We start from the raw sequence: 23,881 nt of genomic DNA, 5'->3' as shown, positions 1-23,881 counted from the left end.
CATATAGGTATTTTTGAAAAAACTAAGTTTTAAAATTTCTAAAGTGAGTATTTTTATTAATTAATGTTTTATAAAAAATTTCAATAGGAAGGTATATAACTATGAATGAAGTAAGCTTTTTATATTTAATTCCCGCATTACTTTTGGGATGGGCTCTCGGTTCAAACAATTCACCGAGCATATTAGGACCACCTGTTCTTTCGGGATTGATTTCTTATAGAAAAGCACTAGTAGCTTCAAGTATTTTTGTTGTTTTAGGTTCTATTATTGGAGGAAATAAAGGGTTTAATACTTTATCTAATTTAGTTAAGTTAGATTTAATTTCACTTTCTTTATCTATGATATGTGCTTTTTTAACCATTATAATAATGAGTAATTTAGCTCTTCCTGCTTCAGCGACGCAAGCAGTAGTTGGGTCTTTAGTTGGAATGAGTATTTTAAAAGGAGAAATTAACCTTAACATACTAAAAGATATTTTCATTTCTTGGCTTTTAACTCCATTTGGAGCCTTAATAATTGCTGTCGTTTGTTATAGGATTTTAGCGTTAGTTTTTAAGAATCTTATAAACGTTATATATCAGGATGTATTCATTAAAATATTAAGTTGGGTTGTTATAATTTATAGTTCTTATTCCTTAGGTGCAAATAATGTTGCTAACGTTACAGGAGTGTACGTAAACATTTTATACTCACCGTTTATTTTAGCTTTGATAGGCGGAGTTTCAATAGGTGTTGGTATTTTAATGACAAACCGCAAAGTATTAAACACCGTTGGCAAAGATATTGTAGAACTAGATCATTTTTCATCTCTAATTTCGATTTTAGCTACGGCAATTACATTATGGTTTTATTCTTTGATAGGTATACCTGTTAGCATTGCACAAGCAATTATAGGAGCCATAATCGGTGTTGGATTAGCAACAGGAACACGGACTTTCAACAATAAAACTATATTAAAAGTAGTAATTGGTTGGATTGGAACCCCGTCGATAGCTGCGATTATATCTATAGCGATGGTAAAAATATTTGAAACAATAATTTAGAATGAACTTCTTTTTATATAAACAATATAAAACCCTAAAAATGAAGATTTTTGATTTATAAGTGAGTATAAAAAACATAGGGACTTTAGAAATGAGAAATTTTCTAAAAACGAGGTTTTGATTTTAAAAGCGGGTCCAGGGCGGAGCCCTCTCCCCCCTTCCTTTGGTACAAGTACCGAAAAAGGCAAAGAAATTAAGAATTAGTAAGGATTAGAGGCGGGAAGGTATTTTGTAAAAAAAATCAACGCTAAAATATACATATAATAAGGATTTTGGAATTTCTAAAGTGAGTATAAAAAACAAATAAGGAGGTTTAACTTTGAAAAACTATATTCTTGCAATAGACCAAGGAACAACAAGTTCAAGAGCGATAATTTTCGATCATGAAGGTAACATAATAAACGCATCACAGAGAGAGTTTTCACAGCTTTATCCAAAACCCGGCTGGGTTGAACATAATCCAGACGAAATATGGGGAACAACAATAGGAGTAATTGCAAATGTTTTAGGAGTTTCTAATATTAGACCAGAACAGATTTCGGCTATAGGTATAACTAATCAAAGAGAAACAACAATTATATGGGATGCAAAAACTGGTAATCCTGTTTATAATGCCATAGTTTGGCAAGATAGAAGAACTTCTTCAATATGTGATGACTTGAGAAAAAAAGGGTTTGAAAATTTAATAAAAGATAAAACTGGATTACAGATAGATGCTTATTTTTCAGCAACAAAAATAGAATGGATCTTAGAGAATGTAGAAGGTGTTAGACAAAAAGCTTTTAATGGAGAATTAAGGTTTGGTACCGTTGATTCTTGGTTGATATGGAAATTAACTCAGGGAAAAATACATGTGACAGATTATTCTAATGCTTCTAGAACTATGTTGTACAACATATTTGACTTAAAATGGGACGAGGAACTTTTAGAAATATTAAATATTCCACCATCGTTGTTACCTGCCGTTAAAGAATCAAGCGAAATATATGGTTATACAGATCCAGGAATTTTTGGTGCAAGCGTTCCTATTTCAGGAATTGCTGGTGATCAGCAGGCTGCTACATTTGGACAATTATGTTTTGAAAAAGGAATGGTAAAGAATACTTATGGCACAGGCTGTTTTATGCTCTTAAATACAAAGGACGTACCAGTGAAATCTAAAAAAGGTTTGCTAACAACTATTGCCTGGGGATTAGATGGGAAAATAGAATATGCGCTTGAAGGTTCGGTATTTGTTGCTGGGGCTGCTATCCAATGGCTTCGTGACCAATTGCGATTAATTGATTCGGCTATTGATTCTGAATATTATGCTAGTAAAGTAGAAGACAACGCTGGTGTGTATTTTGTTCCTGCCTTCACAGGTTTAGGAGCCCCTTATTGGGACATGTATGCCCGGGGAGGAATATTAGGTTTAACAAGAGGAACCAAAAAAGAACATATAATTAGAGCTACTTTAGAATCAATTGCTTATAGCACAAGAGATGTTTTAGAAGCTATGGAAGATGATTCTGGATTCTCATTAAAAAAATTGAGGGTTGATGGTGGGGCTGTTGTAAATAATTTTCTTATGCAATTTCAAGCTGATATATTAGGGATAGAAGTTGAAAGACCCGCAATTCCTGAGACTACAGCTTTAGGAGCTGCTTTTTTAGCTGGTTTATCAGTTGGTTATTGGAAGAACAAAGACGAATTAAAACATGTTTGGAAATGTGAAAAAACTTTCGTTCCAAATATGAGCCAAGAAGAAAGGACAAGATTGTACAATGGATGGAAAAAAGCTATAGAAAGAGTAAGAAAATGGGAAGAAGAAGTATAAATATAAATATAAACACCTCTAATTTATTAAATAAACAGTAATTAAGAAAAAATTAATAAAAAAACAATATTTTTTTTGTATAATCAAAGTAAAGTAAAATAAAGGGAAGTTTATAAATTCAAATATGAATATGTTAAAATTAAGTTTGTAAAAACATAGAGGTTCAGGACGAGAGTAAAGGAGGAACAATCATGTTTGTTCCAGTAGGAAAAGGTGTATTTATCCCTGCAGAAAGGATCCATTCGATATTACCAGAAAATTTTATACAATTTAGAAAGATAAAAAAGATATATCAGGGTATAGATATTATTACTCAAGCCGAAGAGGAAGAAAGCGGTGAGATTTTTATAAAAGGTTCTACAAGTTTGATTGATGCAACTTATGGCAAGGGAGTAAAAACTGTTATATATATGGATAGTGGGCAAATAATCTTAACACCGCTTGCGACAGACAAAGTTTTAGAAAAAGTGAGAAAAGGAAGGCGATAAATGTGGCGATACCAATGCCGGTGGTTATAGAAACAGAAGGAAGGTATGAAAGAGCCTACGATATTTATTCAAGGTTATTAAAAGATAGAATAGTGTTTTTAGGCTCGGCAATAAACGATGATGTTGCTAATGTTATAATTGCTCAACTTTTATTTTTGGAGTCTCAGGATCCAGACAAAGATATTTTTCTTTATATTAATTCTCCTGGAGGTTCTGTTACTGCGGGGTTGGGAATATACGATACTATGCAATATGTTAAACCAGACATATCAACAATATGTATTGGTCAAGCGGCCTCGATGGGAGCGGTTTTATTAACAGCAGGTACAAAAGGTAAGAGATATTCTTTACCAAATTCTCGTATAATGATTCATCAACCATGGGGAGGCGCAGAAGGTACCGCAGTAGATATACAAATTCATGCGAGAGAGATATTAAGACTTAGAAATGATCTAAACAATATTTTGAGCAAGCATACAGGTCAGCCATTAGAAAAAATAGAAAAGGATACGGATAGAGATTTCTTTATGAATGCTCAGGAAGCTTTAGAATATGGTTTGGTTGACAAAGTAATTACTACAAAGAGTGAAAGTATGGGGAATTCGAAATAATATAATTTTATTGGCGAATGTAACTTTTTAAAAGAGGACGCAAGGTATGCGTCCTTCTTTTTCATAAAAATGAATTATGGAGGAATTAAAATGGAAAATATAACCCCCATGATCAAACAATATCTCGATATAAAACAGGAATATAAGGATTCTATACTTTTGTTTAGGCTCGGGGATTTTTATGAAACCTTTTTTGATGATGCTAAAAAAGTTAGTGAAATTTTACAAATAGTTTTGACAAAAAGAAACGGTCATCCTATGGCTGGTATACCTTATCACGCTTTAGATAATTATCTAAAAAAACTGTTGGATTGCGGGTATAAAGTTGCTATTTGTGAACAGGTTGAAGATCCACATACTGCCAAAGGTATTGTGGAAAGAAAAGTTACTCGAGTTTTAACCCCAGGTACAATAGTAGAAGAAAATATGCTTGAGGAAACAAATAGATTTTCAGCTTTGATATCAAAGTATAGAAATACATACATAATAGCTATTTTTGATTTTTCTACAGGAGAGTTTTATTTAGATACTTTTGATTTTAACGAAAGCGAACTGTTGGACTTTTTATCGTCCTTTGGACCTGTTCAAATTCTTGTTTCTAAAGAGATTGAATATCTTGTAAAGAAAATTAAGGAAATATTAAGCGATATCTATGTGGAATTACTAGATGATTGGTATTTTTCTAATAATTTTATAGATCATTTTAAAGAAACATATGAGGTTTTGAGTTTTGATCTTTTAGATTATGAAGATGAAGAGTTAAAAGTAGCAGATGCGGTTTTGAAGTATTTAGAAATCACCCAATTTTCAAAGATTAAGCATATGAAATTTCCAAGACGTTTTAAAACCAAAGATCACATGTTACTGGATGCTAATACAATAGAAAACTTAAGTGTTCTTCCTTCAAATTCAAACAAAGGTAAGACTTTATACGATATTTTAAAGGTTACAAAAACGAGTATGGGAAATAGAAAGTTGAGAGAATTCATTGTTTCTCCTCTAACTGACAAAGCAAAAATAGAGTATAGGTTAAGTAAAGTGGGATCTTTAAAGGACGATTTTTTACTCTTACAAGAGCTTAAAGAATATTTGTCTGTAATGAAAGATTTAGAAAGAATTTCGTCAAGAATTTCTTTGATAAAAGCTACCCCTAAGGATTTGATCTCTTTAAAAGATTCGTTGGAAGTTGTTCCATACTTAATAGAATCAATTCGATCAAATTCTGGTCTTGCAGATTTATTCGAAAATATTGACACATTGGAAGAAGTTAAAGAAATTGTTTCTAAATCTATATATGATGAACCTTCTTTGGAGGTAGGCAGTGGTAAGGTTATCAAAGAAGGCGTTTCAAAGGAATTAGATGATTATCGCAATATTCTTCAAAACATAGATTCGGTATTAGAAGAAATAGAAAAAAGAGAAAAAGAAAGTTCAAAGATTAATAGTTTGAAAGTTGGACGAAATAAAGTCTATGGTTTTTATATTGAAGTTTCAAAATCACAGGTTTCAAAAGTACCAGAATATTATATTAGGAAACAAACTTTGGTTAATACAGAAAGATTTACTATAAAAGAGTTAAATGATATAGAACGTAAATTGGTTATGGCAGAGGAAAAGATAAATGCATTAGAAAAAGAAATATATGGTAAAATATTAAACGAACTTTCAAAATATGTAGATAAAATAGAAAATCTTGCAGATAAAATTGCAGAACTTGATGTTTATAGAGCATTTGCAGAAGTTAGTTCCATGTATAATTATACTCGACCTGTTTTTATAGAAGATCCTAAAAAAACTAAGATCATAAATGGCAGGCATCCTATAGTAGAAAGGTTCGTAGATGATTTTACATCTAATGATTTATCTCTCGGTGAGGGACGATTTTATATAATATTAACAGGTCCAAATATGAGTGGGAAGTCTACTTATATACGCCAAATAGGCTTAATAAGCATAATGGCTCAAATAGGATGTTTTGTACCTGCCGAAAAGGCTGAATTGCCTATTTATGATGGGATTTATACAAGAATCGGAGCAAGAGACGATATAGTTACAGGTAAATCTACATTTTTAGTAGAAATGTTGGAGATGTCTACCATAATAAACAAAGCAACTGATAAAAGCTTGGTTTTATTAGATGAAGTAGGAAGAGGTACAAGCACACTGGACGGTATATCTGTTGCATGGGCAGTATCTGAATTTTTATTTCAAGTTAAGAAGTGTAATACGATTTTTGCTACACATTATACAGAACTTACTTACATGTCAAATATTTATGAAGAAGTTATGGCTAAAAGAATAAAGGTGCAGGAAACAATGGGAGGGGTTGTTTTTTTACATAAGATAGAAGATGGAACGAGTGATAACAGTTATGGAATAGAAATAGCAAAATTAGCAGGATTCCCTCCAGAAATAATTGAAAGGTCGAAAGAGATATTAGATCAACTTTCTGATCGAGCTGATTTAGAAAATCGGTTAAAAAGAATTAAAGGAATAGGCAAGAAAAAGTACAAAGTTCCTGAAAACCAATTAAAAATGTTTTGATTTTATGATATAATAATTTGTATAGAAAAAATCTATGGTAACAATTTTAATAAATAAAATGTAAGGAGGGGTTTAAATGCCGTTAAATGAAGAAAATGATTATGGCGAAATTAGTATTTCAGAAAATGTGTTAAAAGATTTAGTTTATAAAAGTGTGGAAGGCCATTTGAAAGAAAAAAAGATTTTTGATAGCAAAATTCAAAAGGAATTACAAAAAAGTATAAAAGTTGTTATCAACGATGACGCAAGTGTTAGTTTATCATTGAAAGTTCCTGCAAAGTACGGAGAAAATATAGTTAGTTTTACAAAAGAAATCCAAAAAATTATAAAAGAAGAACTCGAAAAGATAGCAGAAGTATATGTTTCAAACGTTGATGTAACTATAGATACACTTTTAAAACCTGAGGAAATAGAAGAGTACGAAGAAGTTCAGGAAGGCGAAAATGAGGAAAAGGAAAAGGCTGAGGAAAAAGATGACGATGATGAAGAGGAGGAAGAAGAGGAGAAAAAGGATTAATAATGAAAGATTTTATTTTTCAGAAAAGATTGATGAGAAAAATTGTGTTTGAGAGCCTATTTCAAATGGATATTAAAGATTCTTCACTTGAAGATATTTTTTTCACCTTTGAAAAGATTACCGAAGGGCTAAAATTAGATGAAAAAAATATGGATGAAGCGAAAACTTATATAAGAGATATATATCAAAATAAACAAGAATATGATAACATAATAGAAAGATATTCAGAAGGGTGGTCTTTAGAAAGAATCGGTAGCGTTGAAAAAACAGTTATGAGAATTTTCATATATGAATTAACAAATAAAAAAGAGATTCCTACTAAAGTAATTCTAAATGAAGCTACGGAACTAACAAAAACTTATTCTACTCAAAAAGCTGCGAGTTTTGTTAATGGAATTATGGATAGATTAGCTCGCGACCAATTCTTATTGATTTAGCAAACCCTATTTTAACTATTTCTATGAAAGGGGGCCACATAGGTTTTTAATTTTAACTTTATAATTAAAAACCTATGTAATGAAAAATGAAATTTGATACAGAAACGCCTCTTTATATAGCTTTAAAAAACATGAATTATGAGGAATTAGAAGAATTAGCAAAAGAAATAAGAAATTATATATTCACTGTAGTATACAACAACAATGGACATTTAGCTTCTAATTTAGGTGTAGTGGAATTAACTATCGCTTTATACAGAGTTTTTGATCCTTTTGAAGATATTGTTATTTGGGATACAAGTCACCAATCTTATGTTCATAAACTTCTTACTGGTCGATGGAAAGATTTTAAAAATATAAGAAAAAAAGATGGAATAAGTGGGTATACTAATATTCATGAGTCGCAAGCTGATAGATTTGGTGCTGGACATGCTGGAACATCTATAGCTGCGGCGTTAGGGTATGCTATAGCCGATAAAATAAAAGGTGTGAATCGAAATATAGTTTCCATAATTGGGGATGGGGCATTAGGTTGTGGTATGGCTTTAGAGTCATTAAATCAATTGAGTTATCAAGGAGCTAAAATAAAAATAATTTTAAACGATAATAACATGGCTATATCGAAGAATGTAGGATCCCTTTCAACGCTTTTAAATAATTTTAGAGTAAAGAAAGAATATACTGAAGTTAAAAAGGTTATAAAAGATACATTAGAAGAGCACCATCAGGTAGGTAAAGATTTTGAAAACCTTTTAAGAAGAGTTAGAGATAGTTTGAAATATTCTTTGTACAATTCACCAGCAGCTTTTTTTGAAGATATGGGTATTAAATATTACGGTCCTGTAGACGGACATAATATTAAAAAATTGGAAGAATTTTTATCTTTTGTAAAAGATTATAAAGAAAATTCTGTGTTGCTTCATGTTGTTACAAAAAAAGGTAAAGGGTTTGAAGAAACAGAAGCATATCCAACTAAGTTTCATGGGGTTTCAAAAAGCAACGCTGAAAAACTTTCTTATAGCAAAGTAGTAGGATATACACTTGCACATTTAAAGAACTATCAATTTGTTGTTTTTACAGGTGCGATGGCTGAAGGGACAGGGTTAGATATTCTTCAAAATGTAGATAATAACAAAGTTATAGATATGGGAATAACAGAAGCAAGTATTGTAACAACTGCTGCTGCTGTTTCGTTAGGAGGAAAAATTCTTCCTATAGTTGATGTTTATTCAACTTTTATGCAAAGAGCTTTTGATTCTTTAATTCATGACGTAGCCCTACAAGAGATTCCTGTACTTTTTTTATTAGACAGAGCAGGTTTGGTAGGAGAAGATGGGCCTACTCACCATGGTGTATTTGATATATCATATACTCGATTGATTCCGAATGTGGAGATATGGACTCCTTTAGATGCGCAAGATTTAGCAAATATGGTATATACTTCTATAATAAAAGGTATTAACAAACCAAGGTTTATAAGATTTCCAAGAGATGGAGAGAAAGTAGATATTAAAGAAATATTGGATAAACTTCAGATAGTAGATAATGAATGGAAATATTTAAAAAAACAAAAAGAATCTAATGTCTATGTTTTAGCTGTAGGTACCCTTTCTAAGAATGTTTATGAAGCTTTAAAAACTTACGATGTTAATATTATAGGTGTTAGAAGTGTGAAACCTTTAGATATACGTATAATTAAAGAATTGAAAGAAAGAGCCGAAACAATTTTAGTTTATGAAGAAGGAAGTTTGAAGGGCGGATTCAATGAAGAAATTTTCAAAATAAGAAACAAAAACGTATATTCTTACGGTATAGACGATGAGTTTATACCTCATGCAAGTAGAAAAGAACAACTTGAATACTGTGGATTAAGCATAGAAAAAATAAGAAAGAATTATGAGAAAATTTTTAATAACAATAAAGTAAGATAAGAAAAGAAATTTATATTTTTGTATCAGAAAAAGGTGGGACATACAATGAAAAAGGTAAAAATTCCTATATTATTTTTGTTTATTTTATTAATTATACCATTACGAATTCATGCCTTAGAATTATCTACTAATAATGCTTATTCTTATACTTTAAACAGTGAAAACGGAAGTTACGATTACTTAGGAACAAGGATATCTGTTCTTATTCCTACTTCTGATAGCCAAGAGGTTTCTTATGGACCATATGTGGGAATTTTTTATAATTACAAACTTGTTGATTATGATTTTATTCCAGATGCGATGGGTATTTCATTAGGTTTAAATATGAAATATAATACTCAAATTATTCAAGAGTTGGGATTTTTAGTCACTGCCTTTGGAGGAGTCCATAGCGAAGATTTATTTAAAACCTTTAACACTGAAATATTGCTGAATATTGGAGTTAATTACAAAAATTTTTACATTACGGTAGGATATGAAACGAGATACTATCCAACAGATGTTATTGTAAATTATTTACCAATCACAATAGGGGTGAATTATAAATTTTAGATAAAACTTACAAAGACTTAGATCTAAACGAAATCGTTAAAGAAATAGCAAATAATTCCGACACTCAATATGGGCAAAATTTATTATTAAGCAAAATTGAAATGTATAAAGATTATGAAATATTAAACCGAGAAATCATGATTTCTCGTGTTTTTTTTAATTTGGCTATTAAAGGTGAGTTGAAAGATATTTCCGCGGTACCTAACATTATTGATATAATAGAAAAACTTGATAATAAAGGAAATTTAGAAGGAAAAGAATTTAGAAAAATTGGAACGTTTTTATACGAATCTAATGAAGCATATAAATTTTACAGCGAAATAGACGATTTACTTACTGAAAAAATCATTAAATACTTTCCTCTTAAAGAATTAATCGATAATATTTTTAGAATCTTTGCAGAAAATGGGGAAATAAAAGATGATGCAACAATTGAGCTAAAAAATATAAGAAAAAATATAGCTTCTACTAAAAATCAGATAAATTCGGAATTTAATAAAATAAAAAATAGATATTATAAATATTTGGCTATAGATCAACCTATTGAAAGAAACAATAGAGTTTGTATTGCTGTTAAATCTGAAAACCGCAATCTTATAAGAGGAATAACAGTTGGTAAATCCGATTCTGGAGCCACAGTTTTCGTTGAACCAGAGAATATTATCGAATTAAATGATGCACTAATAAATATTGAATCAGAAGAAAAAGTTGAAATAATAAAAATTTTATCGAATCTAACCTTTGATATACAAAAAAATCTTGAAAAATTGAAAAATAATATAGAGGTCATTTCATATATAGATGTCAATATCGCAAAATCGAAATACGCCAAAAAAAAGAATGCAATATTTGTAACACCCAAAAAAGACAATAAAAATATTGATTTAAAAGAGTTGAGGCACCCTCTTATTGACCAAGATAAAGTTGTACCTATAGATGTAGAGCTTAAAAAAAATGGAATGATAATAACTGGCCCGAATACTGGAGGAAAAACTGTTTCGTTAAAATCTATAGGAGTTGCTTTCTTTATGGCACATGCTTGTTTGCCAGTACTGGCTTTAAAAGCAGATTTACCTTTTATAGATGAGATATATACTGATATAGGTGATCAGCAAAATATTTCTGAAAATTTGAGTACTTTCTCAGCTCATTTGGTTAATATAAAACATATCGTTGAAAATGTGACATCAAATTCTTTGGTACTTATAGATGAATTAGGCACGGGGACGGATCCTATAGAGGGTTCTGCTTTGAGTAAAGCGATATTGGGACATTTACTTGATATAGGACCTATATTATTTGTCACCTCCCATCTTTCTGAAATAAAGGCCTTTTCTTTGGAAGAAGATAGACTGACGTCGGCCTCTATGTCTTTTGATTTAGAAACATTGAAGCCTACATATAAGTTGATAATAGGAGTACCAGGAGCTTCGCATGCTATAGAAATAGCAGAAAAATTAGGTATAGAGAGAAAAATAATAGAAAATGCAAAAAGAAATTTAAACAAAGAACATACAGAAAATGAAATTATTTTAAAAAGACTTTCATATTTGTATAAAGAATATGAAGAGAATCGGGAGAAGCAGAAAAATCAGTTACAAGAACTGGACAGATTAAAAAAGGAATATGGAGAAAAACTTGAAAAATTGAGAAAAAAAGAAATAGAGAGTTTAGATAAAGAATTTTTTATGATAAAAAAACAAATAAAAGAAATAAAAAACGAGATTCAAAGAATTATAGAAGATGTTAAAATCGCACTTAAAGAAAAAGACTTAGAAAGATTAAAAAACAATCTAAAAAACGCAGATAACTTATCAAATCAAATTAAAGAGTTGGAAGATTCACTTTTTAAAAAACAAAGTCTTTCTAAAAAATCAAACGTTAAGTTGAAAATCGGAATGAAAGTTAAAGTACCTGGAAATATGCAAGGAATAATAAAAGAAATAGATGAATCTAAAGCAACCGTTCAAATAAAAAATTCACCTATTGAAATAACATATCAGTTAAACGATATAGAACCAGTAGGTGAAGAAAAGGATATAGAAGAACCGAAAAACAACGTTAATTTTAAGATAAGTAAAAAAAAGGCAGTTTATCCAGAAATAGACGTGCGTGGTTATACCGTAAATGAAGCTATTCCCGTTATAGAAAAATTCATTTCTGATCTAATTGCTTCAGGAATAAAAGAGGGGAGAATAATTCATGGGAAAGGTACCGGCAAATTAGCTATCGGTATTTGGGAATACCTTAGAAACTTCCCTTTAGTAAAAGATTTTAAAATTGCAAGAACTGAGGAAGGCGGAACTGGAGCTACAATTATAGAAGTGTAGTAGGGAGGAGTATCCTATGATTTTTGGCCTTGACATTGGTACAAGAACATTAGTAGGTATTTTAGCTGATTACGACGAAGAAAATGAAAAGATAGTAATAAGAGATTTTTATGAATTAGAACATGAAAACAGAGCTATGTTAGATGGTCAAATACACGACGTTGGTAAAGTTGCAAAAAGCGTTAATAAAGTAAAGCAAATGCTCGAAGAAAAAAGTGGCGAAAAATTATCTGAAGTGGCTATAGCTATAGCCGGACGGTTTCTTATTTCATCAATAGGTACTTATGAACTTGATATATCCACGCAAGGTTTTTTAAGTGAAGATATTGTTAGAAATATGGAACTTGAAGCTGTTAAACTGGCAACAGAAAAGATTCAGTATTACGAAAGTATGTATTGTGTTGGGTATTCAGTTTTATATTATAGTCTTGATGGTCAATGGATAAAACATCTTGAAGGGCAAAAAGGTAACCAAGCAAAGGTTAAAGTTTTGGCCGCTTTTCTCCCAAGAAATGTAGTAGAAGCGATGATGTCTGTTTTAGAAAGGTCTGGCTTAAAGCCTTTTCATATCACTTTAGAACCCATAGCTGCAACAAGTTTAGTAGTACCTGAAGATTTAAGAAGCTTGAATATAGTAATGGTAGATGTTGGAGCTGGTACAAGTGATATAGCTATCTCAAATAACGGGGTAATAATAGGTTATGGTATGGTTCCGTTAGCAGGTGACGAAATAACCGAGGCCATTTCTGAAAGTTTATTAGTCGATTTTAAAGTAGCAGAAAAGATAAAAAGAGAACTTTCGGAAAAAGAAACAATAACTTACAAAGACATTCTTGATAATTCTCAAGAAATATCAAAAGAAGAAGTTTTAAAGATAATAAATCCTACTATAGACAACATAGCAGATAAAATTGTCAAAGAAATAATTAATCTTAATGGCAGATCTCCTTCAGCCGTTATGGTAGTTGGCGGAGGGGGAAAAGTACCGGGATTTATTGAAAAAATAGCTGAAAAATTACAGATCCCAAAATCACGAGTTTCATTGAAAACTGCTAGTAATTTAGAAAAAATTGTTTTTGAATGTTTGAAATTAGAAGGAAGCGAATATGTAACTCCCTTAGGTATAGTTAACGTTGCTTTAAAAAAAGAAGGAAGTGTTTTCAACAATATAAAAATTAATCATCAAAACTTCAATATACTATTCATGGGAAAAGACATGAATGTTTTACAAGTATTATTACAGGCAGGGTATTCTATGGATAGGTTAGTTGGAGCTCCGTCACCTGCTATAGGTTTTGAATTAAATGGGAAATTAATGATAGTTAAAGGTGAAAAAGGACGAACTGCAAAAATTAGGATTAATGGAGATATTGCTGATTTTAATTCTCCTGTAAAACCTGGAGATAAAATAGAAATAGAAGAACCTGAAAATGGGGGACCAGTTTCATTAACAATAAAACAAGTGATAACTCCTATAAAATATTACCTTAACGGAGAACCAAAAATTACTTATCCGATAGTATTCAAAAACGGCAAAAAAGTAGAAGATCTTGAAGAGAAAATTAAAGATGGAGAAATAATTCAAACAGTTTCTCCAACAATCGAAGATATTTTCAAAAATTCAAATGAAAAGATTTATTTTACAATAAATAACCTTCCTTACGAAGTTTCTGTAGGTACAGTTATAGTTAAAAATGGTGAAATATTGGAGAAAGATTATAAGATAAAAAATGAAGATTCATTAGAAACAAAAGCTATAGAATTACCTAAGCTTAAAGATTTTTTGAATATAGAAATAGAAAAAACAAAGGTATTTTTAAATGGAAAAGAAATTTTGCTTAATAAAGAAGAATTTAACGTTATGTTTGATGGTAGAGTTATTAATATTGAGGAAGAGATAATGAACGGTGCGAATTACACAATAAAAAAAGTTCAAAAAGATCTTCAATTGATAGATATTTTCAATCATCTTTCTTTGAATGTGAATGAGATAAAATCTTATGAAATATATATAAATGGTGAAAAAGTGGAAAGTTTTTTACAGAAAATTAATCCAGGAGCCGATGTGAAGGTGTTGATAAATGATTAGAGCAATAGGTGTCGATATAGTGAAAGTGGAAAGAATAAATGAAAACAATATAAAGAAAATACTTTCTATAAAAGAAAAAGAAGTTTACGATAGTTTCAAAGGCGAAAAAAGAAAGAAAGAGTATGCTGCTGGACGATTTGCAGTCAAAGAAGCTATTATAAAATGTTTCAAAAGGTTCATACCATATTCTGAAATCACGGTTCTTAACAAAGAAAATGGTGAACCATACTTAGACGAAGATTCAATTAGTTACATTTTTGAAAAATTTAAAAGTAGAGGAGAAATTTTAATATCTATTGCTCACGAAAGAGATTATGCTGTCGCAACGGCAGTTTTCATTGAAGAATGAATATTGTTACCGAATTAGAAAATTGGTTCAGAAATGCATAATCGTGTTGGATTTAAAGTTGGATCCAAGGCAGAACCCTCTCCTCTTCATTTCGGTACAGGTACCGAAAAAGGTAAAGAAATTAGGAATTAGTAAGGATTAGAAGCGGGGAGGTATTTTGTAAAAAATCAACGCTAAAATATACAGATAATAAGGATTTTAGAATTTCTAAAGACAGTAATGAGTTAGAGAAACTTTAGAAATGGAGCATTTTTAAAAATAGAATTTTGAATTTAAAATGGGTTCAGGGCGAAGCCCTCTCACCTACTCTTCGGTACAGGTACCGAAAAAGATAAAGAAATTAGGAATTAGTAAGGATTATAGTTATTGAGGTATTTTATAAAGAGTTAAACACTAAACTATTGATAAAATATGAATTTTAGAATTTCTAAAGACAGTAATGATTTAATAAAGGAGGTTGATATATCTATGAAAATATCTAATATTATGGATAAAACCGAATTATATAACAAAGTAAAAATGCCGTGGTTAGGTTATGGTACTTATAAAGCCCATGATAACGAACTTATAGAGGGAATAAAGTATGCATTAAGTATCGGATACAGATTAATAGATACTGCCGAAATGTATGAAAATGAAGAGGAAGTTGGTAAAGCAATTAGAGAAAGTCGAATACCTCGAGAAGAACTTTTTATTACATCAAAAGTTTGGAATACAAACCAAGGATATGAAAGTACTCTAAGAAGTTTCGAAAATTCTTTAAAAAGACTTGGTGTTGATTATTTAGACCTTTATTTAATTCATTGGCCAGTAAGAGGTAAATATATAGAAACTTGGAAAGCATTAGAAAAAATATATAAAGAAGGAAGAGTTAGAGCAATTGGAGTAAGTAATTTTTTGATCCACCATCTTAAAGATATTATTGATAATTGCGAGATTGTTCCAATGGTCAATCAAGTTGAATTTCATCCTTACCTGTTGCAAAAAGATTTGCTGGAGTTTTGTAAGAAGAACAAAATTCAGATGGAAGCTTGGAGTCCGATTATGAGAGGTAGAGTGAACGATATCCCTGAGATAATCGAAATAGCGAAAAAACATCACAAAACGCCTTCTCAAGTGGTTCTAAGATGGGATCTACAACATGAAGTAGTTACAATCCCAAAATCAGTACATAAGGAGAGAATAAAAGAAAACGCTGAAATATTTGATTTTGAATTAACTGAAGAAGAAATGAGAATAATTGATAGTTTAAATCAAAATAAAAGGTTCGGAGCAAATCCCGATGATTTTTAAAAAGGCCTCTTAAGGCCTTTTTTTACCATCTATCGTAATGTATTCTCTCTTTTTTAAATCTATTTTCGTAGTCTTTTTCTTCATTGGGATAGCCAATTGGTACGATACATAGTGGAATAATATTTTCAGGTAAATTGAAAAGTTTTCGAATTTCTTCTTCTCTTTCTTTTCGTGGATATACTCCAACCCAAACTGCTCCTAATCCTTGATGAACCACCTCTAAAAGTAAGTTTTCAGTGGCTGCACTACAATCTTGAACCCATCTTCCCTTTGAGATTTCTTTGTTAAGGTCACCACAAACTATAATGGCAACACTAGCTTGACTGGTCATCTTCGCAAAAGGATGGATCTCAGATATTTTTTCAAGAAGATCTCTTTTTTTAACTACAATAAACTCCCAAGGTTGCTCATTATTTGCGGAAGGGGCTTGCATTGCGGCATGAAGGAGAGTTTCGATAACTTCATTTGACACTTCTTTGTTTTTAAACTGCCTAATGCTTCTTCTGTTAATAATTTCTTTCAATACTTCCATTTTTATCCCTTCCTTTTTCTTTGTTTAATTTTACGTAACAATCTTTACATACCGCGATATACTTTTCAAACCCTCCAACATCAATTTCTCCCCCGTTATCAACTATTTTATATGAAAGAGTTCCTGTATATTCGCCACATTCATGACAAACAGCTTTCTTTTTTATTATGGTGTCCGCATGAGCCATAAGTAAAGATGTGACAGGAAATGGGTTGTTTTTATAACTTACGTCTAATCCAGCACAATATACATCTATTCCTGAAAAAACAAGTTTTAAAACTATATCTCTAAGTCCTTCATCAAAGAATTGTACTTCATCTATAAATACAGCTTTTTCATCTTTGTCAAGATAAGAGTAGATCTCTTCAGCCTTAGAAATATTATATGCGGCAACCGAAATATTAGAATGAGAGACTATCCGACTATTATCGTATCTAAAATCCATTTTTGGCTTAAATGCTTTAAACTTTTTCTTACCGAGACTATATATTTCAATAAAAGATAATAATTCGGAAGTTTTTCCTGAATACATTGGTCCGACTATCATAACTAATATACCACTTTTCATATGAATTTTCACTTCCTTATATATTTTTAATATATTCAATTTAGAAATTATAAAATTTGTATTTTATCAATGTTTTAGCGTTTAAATTTTTATAAAATACTTTCACTATTCTAATTTTGATCAATTGTTTATTTCTTTAATGTATTCTGTGCTTGTGCCGACACAGTGGAAAGAGCTACAACCTAAACCCGTTATAAATTCAAAAACTTATTTTTAGAAAATTCGAATTTTCTAAAGTCCACATATTTCCATATTTATTAAATATGTACCTTTGATAAAGATTAGTCTGGATAAAGTACTTTAAAAATAGCAGCTAAAGAATTAATAAATCAAAAATTTTTAATTAAATCATTTACTTCACTTAATGATTCTTTCCAAATAACATTAATTCCGTAATCATTTAATATATCTTCAGAAGGCATTTTAAATATAAAATAATCTTTGTAATTGTATTTACCTAAGGTACAAATATATAAAACATGTGAACCTATTGCTTTTATAGGATAAAATTTATATAAAAAATTAAAATTTTTCAAAAAGGTATTATAAAGATCCTTTATTTTTATATCTTCAATTTCATAATAATTGTATAAAGTTTCATCAAAAATTCTCATAAAACGAGCAGGAAGTTTTTGAGGGAAAAAATTCTTATTAACTCTAAAGACCGTTGTTTTCCATTCTTTTTTTAATATAGCAGCATCTACTATTGTCTCTATTTTTGTGTGAGACAGATGTAAGGTTCTTTCTAAAAAATTTATTCTCGGATGCATTTTTAAGTCCAAATATGAATGTAAGTAAACACCTAAAGCATATTCAGGACTTTCTTTTTTCATTTCATTTATAAATTTTGATAGGTCCACTTCATGTAAAGTTTGCGCAATAAGTTCATACTTTGGATCAGAAATATCGTAATAAAAAATATCCGGACCCATAAGACCAAAGTTGAACATTCTAACGTTTTTTAAAGTACTGGGAAAAACTTTTTGCCCAAAAATAATATGAGTTAAATAACCTGGCATTTTTAGACTCCTTTATTTTTGTCTAAAATAAAAAACGTTTAAAAGTTTTAATAACACATTTCTTTATCTTTATAAATAAAAAACGATATAAGACATAATAATACAGAAGTTATTACCAATGCTGAGATAACTAAGATATTGTTACCTCCAACTATTATATGTCCTATCTGCATATAATAAAAAGGGCTTAGTTTTGCAATTGATTCATTAGCATTTTTAAAAGAGAAAAGGGTATAAAAAGATACAGATATAATCATAGAGTAAAGTATAACTTTTATTTGACTGTTAGTTTTCATAGCTAAAAAAGAACAAATACCTGTAATAAAGATTTGAAAAACAAACGAATAAAAACCGTAAATATGCAAAAAAACTGGCGTATAAGAAAATCCCATAATAATTTTATAAAATAAAAATAGGCCTCCCATGATGATAAAGGAAATTAAAAGTTCATATATAATAATTGAAAAGAGCTTTTCTAAAAGGATTCTTAATCTTCGAAAAGGCTTGGTTAGTACAAAATTATAAATTTTGTTACTAAAATCTTTTGTGATAATGTTGTTCACAAGACTTGAGACAAAAAACGTTAAGAATATATAGGTAATAAGTAACCCATTTGTCCCAAAATACCCTTCAGGAGTAACTATAAGGTTTTTATTAAAATTAGCTAAATCAAAAATAAACTCAGGAAGGATATTTACAATTGTTTGAACCGTTTGCATAGTTTTTGAATTGAAAGAAAACATATAAGCAGCAATAAAAGCAATAAGTATAATTAAAAAATATACAAATATTTTAAAATTAGCTTTAAAATAATTATATAACATTCTCGTTACCTCCAAGAAAATGTTCAAGAATCTCTTCAGCTTTTGGAGTTAATATTTCTAAATCCCGATATCTTAAATTAAGAATTTTAGAAAGTGTACCTTTTATTAAAGATTCCTTTACTACTATTTCAACGTTTCTGCCTATTCTTTTAAAGTTTTTAAAAGGAAGCTCAGTGTTTTCTAAACCATATATTCTAATTTTTTTGATTAAATTTTGAGAAAAACTTTCAACACTATATTCACCTAATAAGCTACCTTCATTGATAATACCTATTTTATCACAAACTGCTTGTACATGACTCATACATGAAGTTGCTAAAAGTATTGTTTTATCCTTATGTTTCATATCCAATAATATTTCATAGAAAAATTCTTTTGCCACGTCGTTTATTTCGATATTTATTTCATCTATTATAAGTAAATCAGGTTCATATGAAAGAGATAATACAATACTTAAAATACTTTTTTCTTCTTGAGAAAGATCATCGAACTTTTTTTGTACTTTTAGATCAAAGGTTCTTGTAAGATCTGCAAGGTATTTTTCATTCACATCATAAATTCTTTTCGTTACATTTAAAATCTCTAAGACTGAAACATTATTGTAGTAACTAAAAATTTCAGGAACATAAGCGATGCTTTTATAAGTTCTAAAATCGGTTTCATTACCATCTATTTTAACTATTCCCTTCGTTGGTTTTAATAAGCCAACTATACATTTTATAATAGTAGTTTTTCCAGAACCTTTAGGACCAAACAAACCATATATTTCACCATTAGAAACTTCAAAATTAATATTTTCAACACCATTTTTATTTCTTTTATCATAATATTTCGTTAAATTCTCAACTTTCAGCTTCAATGTATAAACCTTCCTTTAGTAGAAGTATAGCATTTATATGTTTATCAATGTAAAATAACATTATAGATTCTTAAAAAATTTTCCCCGAGAATTTTGCTAATATCTTTTACAGTATAACCCCTTTTTAGAAGTTCTTCCACCAATATAAAAATATTGGAATGGTTTCCTAAAATATCAAATGTTTCATTTGTTTTATGTTGATTAATAAAGTTTGAGTTAAATTTTTTTAAATGATCACAAAAGTCTAATCCCAAACCAACATGGTTTATTCCAACCAAATCAACTATGTGCTCAATATTTTGTACTAGATCTTTCACAGTTGCTGCTTCATTATCATCACTAGCTAATCTGCTTAAACCGTTTATACCTATTACACCACCTGTTGAAGCAATAGCCTTTATTTGAGAATCATCCAAATTACGCTCGAAATTAACTATTTTTCTACAATTTGAATGTGAAGCAATCACTGGTTGTTTAGCAAGTTCAATTACATCCCAAAAACCTTTATCGTTGAGATGGCTTACATCAACTATCATCTTCATGTTTTGCGCTTTATTAACCAATTCCTTTCCAAAGTCAGATAACCCATTACTATTTTTTATCTCATCAGGATGTAAAAATTTACTCGGGTCACCCGCATAATTTCTTCTACTCCATGTAAGTCCAACTAATCTAACTCCTAATTGATAAAAAATTTCCAATAACTCTAAATCATTATATAGTGGTTCTACCCCTTCAAAAGATAACATGATTCCTATTTTATTACATTGTTCTGCTTTTATTATATCATCATAGTTTTTACAAAGCATGAAATATTCGGAAGACTCTTTTAATTCTTGATAAAGAGCACTTATTTGATCTAAAGCTTGACGAAGAGATATTTCAGGAACAAGTGAATTATTTATGAACAAAGAAGAAACTACAATGTTTAAACCGCCTTGTTTAAAGTTACCAAGGTGATCTTTTTCCATAACTCTATGATTTCCTAAATTTCTCTGATTTACTACATCGTAAAGTAAATCGAAGTGTGCATCCAGCACAAAAGTTGTTTCTAAAATGTTTTTTGCTAGCTCTTTTAGATCATCCATAACTTCCCCCTGATTTTATCAAATCCTTTAGTATTTATTGATTAACATTATACTATATTAACCTTAAAAATAGGCATTTTAAGAATGGAGATTTTTCAAAAATAATGTTTTGAATTTAAAATAGTCAAGAATCAATTGTAAGGTAAGATTTATAAGGTATTTTATAAAAAATTTTCCTCTATTCATAAGAATAGAGGAAAATAAATTAAAAAACCTCAGTATTGAATGTCAAACTTTGGATTCAAAGTCGAAGCATTTAATTGTTTTACAGTGTTTATCTCTTTTTTCATTACTTCTTTCCACGTATTTAAAAGGTCTTCTAAATATGTTTTAACTTCTTTTAAAATTTCTATATCTTTTTTTGTATTTGCTTCAATTAACCTTCTATATATGTAATTATATAAAGCTCTCAAATTATTTGCAATTTCTCCTCCTTTTTCTATGTTCAGAGAAACATTTAATTCTAAAACAATATCTTCGATTCTTAAAATCTGTTTGTTTGCTTCAGTAAATTTCTTCTCATCAATTAATTTTATGGATTTATCAATTCTTTCAATTGCATTTTTATACAATAATTCGATTAATTTTGCTGGGCTTGCAGTTTTAATGCTATTTTCGAAATATGTATTTGAATTTTGAGTACTGTACATCTAAAATCCTCCTTTTTTAAGTTTTATGCCCGCTTTAAAAGTTATAAAGTTTAAGTTTTGCCGTTAGTTTACCGTCCTATTTTTAAAAATACTTCTATAATTCTAATACTACTAATTAAGAGTTTCTTTAACTTTTTCGCTACGTACAACGAAATTATTCTGCACTCTCTCAGTCTTTCAGTCTGATACCACTCTCACCCGAAAAATTGCTTTGCATACTATTCGAGCGCTTATTTTTCAAAAATCTCTGAGGACTTTTTCTGCTTTGTTTAATAACTCTGTAAAAACATCTAACACTTCTTGAAAATTGAATTCCATAATATCTGAAAGTTCTAAATAATCATTGTTATTTTGTGCATTGATTATACTGACAACTATATTTTGAACATTTTTAAGCTCTTCAGGTTCATAAAACTTTTCTCCTGTAAAATTCTTAGTTTGTTCAATAACATCTAACATCGCTTCTATACCTTCTGCAATACTCATCAGCATTTTATGTCCTTCATCGGTATTTAAAAGGACCTCTTTTGATACTTTTTCAAGATTTTCTTTAACTTTTTCAATATACTCATAAGATTGAGAAATTAACTCATTCAAAACTTTCTTTTTGGAACTAAATTCCAATTCAACTTCTTCTCCACCTTCAAAAAAAGCATCTTTTATTTCGTTATAGTAGTTTAAAGGAACTTCTTTTTCATTTATTTTGATATTTGTCAAAACACCTTGGGTTTTTTCAATGTAATCCTTTACCATTTCTTCAAAGTTTTTATACTTATCATGTGGGATATCCTTAGTTTCATTTTTTATACCTTTTATAGTTAATCGAATATTTTCATCATCTAACATCGAACTTTCATCTCCTTTTTATATACGTTTTTATTTTAATGAAAAGAAAAATAATTCATAATAATAAATTCAGACATTATATAATCGTCTAAAAATACAATTTCTTTAAAAAAAATAAATCCCTTTTTATAAGTGATATAATAAAAGAGTGAAAGTTTTATGAATAAATTGGGAGCTTTATTAAATACCGCTTTAAAAGCGAAGGATACTCCAAAAATAACATTAAAACAGGTGTTGAAAGAGAGGTAATTATTAATGTCTAACTCTAAAATCAGAAGAGAAAAACTTTTTAACATTTTGAAAGGTAACTATTTAATTATCTTTTGTTCTGGAAAAAGTCCTATAAAAAGTGCAGATGAAAGTTATGAATTTACTCCTAATAGGAATTTTTATTATTTTAGCGATTTAGATATAGAAAATGCTTTTTTAGTAATGCAAAAAGTGGATGGCCAGACTAACGAAAAACTCTTTATAGAAAGAAATGATCCAGTTTTAGCAAGATGGATAGGGGAAAAAGCGAGTAAAGAATTTTGTTCTCAAAAAAGTGGTTTAAAAGTAGAAGATGTACTTTTTCTTGATGAATTTATTAATTACCTTGGGAACACGTTATCAAGAAATGATATTGAAGAAGTATTTTTAAATCTAAAAAGAGTTGATTGGGAAAGCTCATCCAAAGAAGTAGAGATATCTAAGGAGATATCAAAGATGTTTCCATATATAATTATTAAAGATATTTCTAAAGTAATTTATGGATTACGAATGCTTAAAGATGAAGATGAAATAAAAAATATAAAATATGCGATTGAAATAACTAAGGATGCATTTTTAAATTTAATTAAAAATTCACAATCTGGAATGTATGAATATGAATTACAGGCTTACTTTGATTTTGTTTTAAGAAAGAATGGAGTAAAAGATTATGCTTTTAAACCAATAATAGCTTCTGGAATAAATTCAACCATTTTACACTATTCAGATAATAGTTCCAAAACAGAAGAAGGAGATTTGGTACTACTTGATTTAGGAGCACAATACAATTATTATAGTGCAGATATTTCTCGCACTTTTCCAATCAGTAGAAAATTTAATACACGCCAAAAAGATGTATACAATGTTGTGCTGACTACAATGAAAGAAATAGAACGTCAAGCAAGACCAGGTTTGACTCTTTTTGATTTAAATGAAATAGCAAAAAAGTGTTTAGCCGACGGATGTAAAAAGTTAGGTTTGATTGAATCTTCTAATGAATTATCTAATTACTATTTTCATTCTGTAAGTCATTTTTTGGGTTTGGATACTCACGATGTAGGGGATAAAAATACTGAATTAAAACCAGGAATGGTTATTACAAATGAGCCAGGTTTATATATAACTAAGGAAAAAATTGGTATTAGAATTGAAGATGATTTGTTAATAACAGAAGATGGGTGTGAGAACTTATCAAAAGATATACCGCGTGAGATAGAAGATATAGAAAAATTATGGAGTATGTAAC

At 29.5% G+C, this 23,881-nt stretch carries 22 protein-coding genes; 14 read left to right on the top strand and 8 right to left on the bottom strand.

All coding sequences use genetic code 11. The features are described 5' to 3' along the window. The first annotated feature begins 101 nt into the window (after nt 1–101). The 13 genes from X924_RS07670 to X924_RS07610 all read left to right on the top strand — a co-directional run bounded on the left by X924_RS07670 (nt 102) and on the right by X924_RS07610 (nt 16,000). Nucleotides 102–1,043, top strand: coding sequence for an inorganic phosphate transporter (locus tag X924_RS07670; RefSeq protein ID WP_121958342.1), 942 nt, complete (start codon nt 102–104; stop codon nt 1,041–1,043). 319 nt (nt 1,044–1,362) lie between these two features. Beyond that, nucleotides 1,363–2,859 (top strand): glycerol kinase GlpK, encoded by a 1,497-nt coding sequence (glpK, locus tag X924_RS07665; protein ID WP_121958341.1) that lies wholly within the window; start codon nt 1,363–1,365, stop codon nt 2,857–2,859. 191 nt (nt 2,860–3,050) lie between these two features. After that, a complete protein-coding gene (locus tag X924_RS07660; protein WP_121958340.1) occupies nt 3,051–3,347 on the top strand; it encodes a DUF370 domain-containing protein in 297 nt (98 codons plus the stop codon). Between the two features lie 14 nt (nt 3,348–3,361). Beyond that, nucleotides 3,362–3,958 carry an ATP-dependent Clp endopeptidase proteolytic subunit ClpP gene (gene clpP, locus X924_RS07655; protein WP_121958373.1) on the top strand — a complete coding sequence of 199 codons (597 nt, stop codon included), beginning with the start codon at nt 3,362–3,364 and terminating at the stop codon, nt 3,956–3,958. A 90-nt stretch (nt 3,959–4,048) separates the two neighbouring features. After that, nucleotides 4,049–6,502, top strand: a complete 2,454-nt coding sequence (gene mutS / locus X924_RS07650; protein WP_121958339.1) for a DNA mismatch repair protein MutS — start codon at nt 4,049–4,051, stop codon at nt 6,500–6,502. Between the two features lie 76 nt (nt 6,503–6,578). Continuing rightward, nucleotides 6,579–7,019 (top strand): Asp23/Gls24 family envelope stress response protein, encoded by a 441-nt coding sequence (locus X924_RS07645; RefSeq protein WP_121958338.1) that lies wholly within the window; start codon nt 6,579–6,581, stop codon nt 7,017–7,019. Nucleotides 7,020–7,021: 2 nt separating this feature from the next. Further along, nucleotides 7,022–7,456, top strand: coding sequence for a transcription antitermination factor NusB (nusB, locus tag X924_RS07640; RefSeq protein ID WP_121958337.1), 435 nt, complete (start codon nt 7,022–7,024; stop codon nt 7,454–7,456). Nucleotides 7,457–7,542: 86 nt separating this feature from the next. Then, nucleotides 7,543–9,387 carry a 1-deoxy-D-xylulose-5-phosphate synthase gene (gene dxs, locus X924_RS07635; RefSeq protein WP_121958336.1) on the top strand — a complete coding sequence of 615 codons (1,845 nt, stop codon included), beginning with the start codon at nt 7,543–7,545 and terminating at the stop codon, nt 9,385–9,387. A 45-nt stretch (nt 9,388–9,432) separates the two neighbouring features. Further along, nucleotides 9,433–9,939, top strand: coding sequence for a hypothetical protein (locus X924_RS07630; RefSeq protein ID WP_121958335.1), 507 nt, complete (start codon nt 9,433–9,435; stop codon nt 9,937–9,939). A gap of 101 nt (nt 9,940–10,040) precedes the next feature. Beyond that, entirely contained in the window at nt 10,041–12,269 is a 2,229-nt protein-coding gene (locus X924_RS07625; protein ID WP_121958334.1) for an endonuclease MutS2, read from the top strand. Between the two features lie 16 nt (nt 12,270–12,285). Beyond that, a complete protein-coding gene (locus X924_RS07620) occupies nt 12,286–14,358 on the top strand; it encodes a cell division FtsA domain-containing protein (RefSeq protein WP_121958333.1) in 2,073 nt (690 codons plus the stop codon). After that, the gene (locus X924_RS07615) at nt 14,351–14,707 is read left to right on the top strand and encodes a holo-ACP synthase (RefSeq protein WP_121958332.1); all 357 of its coding nucleotides are present in this window, start codon (nt 14,351–14,353) and stop codon (nt 14,705–14,707) included. The genes X924_RS07620 and X924_RS07615 overlap by 8 nt, the downstream gene beginning before the upstream one ends. Before the next feature lie 468 nt (nt 14,708–15,175). Continuing rightward, nucleotides 15,176–16,000, top strand: a complete 825-nt coding sequence (locus tag X924_RS07610) for an aldo/keto reductase (protein WP_158245350.1) — start codon at nt 15,176–15,178, stop codon at nt 15,998–16,000. A gap of 22 nt (nt 16,001–16,022) precedes the next feature. Here X924_RS07610 and X924_RS07605 read toward each other — a convergent pair whose 3' ends face one another. The 8 genes from X924_RS07605 to X924_RS07570 form a co-directional block, all read right to left on the bottom strand. Beyond that, nucleotides 16,023–16,523: a nitroreductase family protein gene (locus X924_RS07605; protein WP_121958371.1), complete on the bottom strand. Its 501-nt coding sequence runs from the start codon at nt 16,521–16,523 to the stop codon at nt 16,023–16,025. Further along, nucleotides 16,507–17,100, bottom strand: coding sequence for a thymidine kinase (locus tag X924_RS07600; protein WP_121958331.1), 594 nt, complete (start codon nt 17,098–17,100; stop codon nt 16,507–16,509). Before X924_RS07600 ends, X924_RS07605 begins: the two co-directional genes overlap by 17 nt. A gap of 329 nt (nt 17,101–17,429) precedes the next feature. Then, complete coding sequence (locus X924_RS07595; protein WP_121958330.1) at nt 17,430–18,119, bottom strand: zinc dependent phospholipase C family protein; 690 nt, start codon at nt 18,117–18,119, stop codon at nt 17,430–17,432. 47 nt (nt 18,120–18,166) lie between these two features. Further along, on the bottom strand, nt 18,167–18,943 hold the full coding sequence (locus tag X924_RS07590) for a hypothetical protein (RefSeq protein WP_121958329.1): 777 nt from the start codon (nt 18,941–18,943) through the stop codon (nt 18,167–18,169). After that, nucleotides 18,933–19,802 carry an ATP-binding cassette domain-containing protein gene (locus X924_RS07585; protein ID WP_121958328.1) on the bottom strand — a complete coding sequence of 290 codons (870 nt, stop codon included), beginning with the start codon at nt 19,800–19,802 and terminating at the stop codon, nt 18,933–18,935. The genes X924_RS07590 and X924_RS07585 overlap by 11 nt, the downstream gene beginning before the upstream one ends. 44 nt (nt 19,803–19,846) lie before the next feature. Beyond that, a complete protein-coding gene (locus X924_RS07580; protein ID WP_121958327.1) occupies nt 19,847–20,890 on the bottom strand; it encodes a dipeptidase in 1,044 nt (347 codons plus the stop codon). 215 nt (nt 20,891–21,105) lie between these two features. Beyond that, nucleotides 21,106–21,540: a flagellar export chaperone FliS gene (gene fliS / locus X924_RS07575; protein WP_121958326.1), complete on the bottom strand. Its 435-nt coding sequence runs from the start codon at nt 21,538–21,540 to the stop codon at nt 21,106–21,108. A 237-nt stretch (nt 21,541–21,777) separates the two neighbouring features. Next, nucleotides 21,778–22,386 carry a hypothetical protein gene (locus X924_RS07570; protein ID WP_121958325.1) on the bottom strand — a complete coding sequence of 203 codons (609 nt, stop codon included), beginning with the start codon at nt 22,384–22,386 and terminating at the stop codon, nt 21,778–21,780. A gap of 255 nt (nt 22,387–22,641) precedes the next feature. Here X924_RS07570 and X924_RS07565 point away from each other — a divergent pair, with 255 nt between their 5' ends. Continuing rightward, entirely contained in the window at nt 22,642–23,880 is a 1,239-nt protein-coding gene (locus tag X924_RS07565; protein ID WP_121958324.1) for an aminopeptidase P family protein, read from the top strand. Nucleotide 23,881 lies beyond the last annotated feature (1 nt).

The sequence above is a fragment of the Petrotoga sp. 9PWA.NaAc.5.4 genome (genome assembly GCF_002895485.1).
Taxonomy (GTDB): Bacteria; Thermotogota; Thermotogae; order Petrotogales; family Petrotogaceae; genus AZRK01.
The sequence above is the reverse complement of the archived record's forward strand: the minus strand, read 5'-3'. Positions and strand labels throughout refer to the sequence as shown.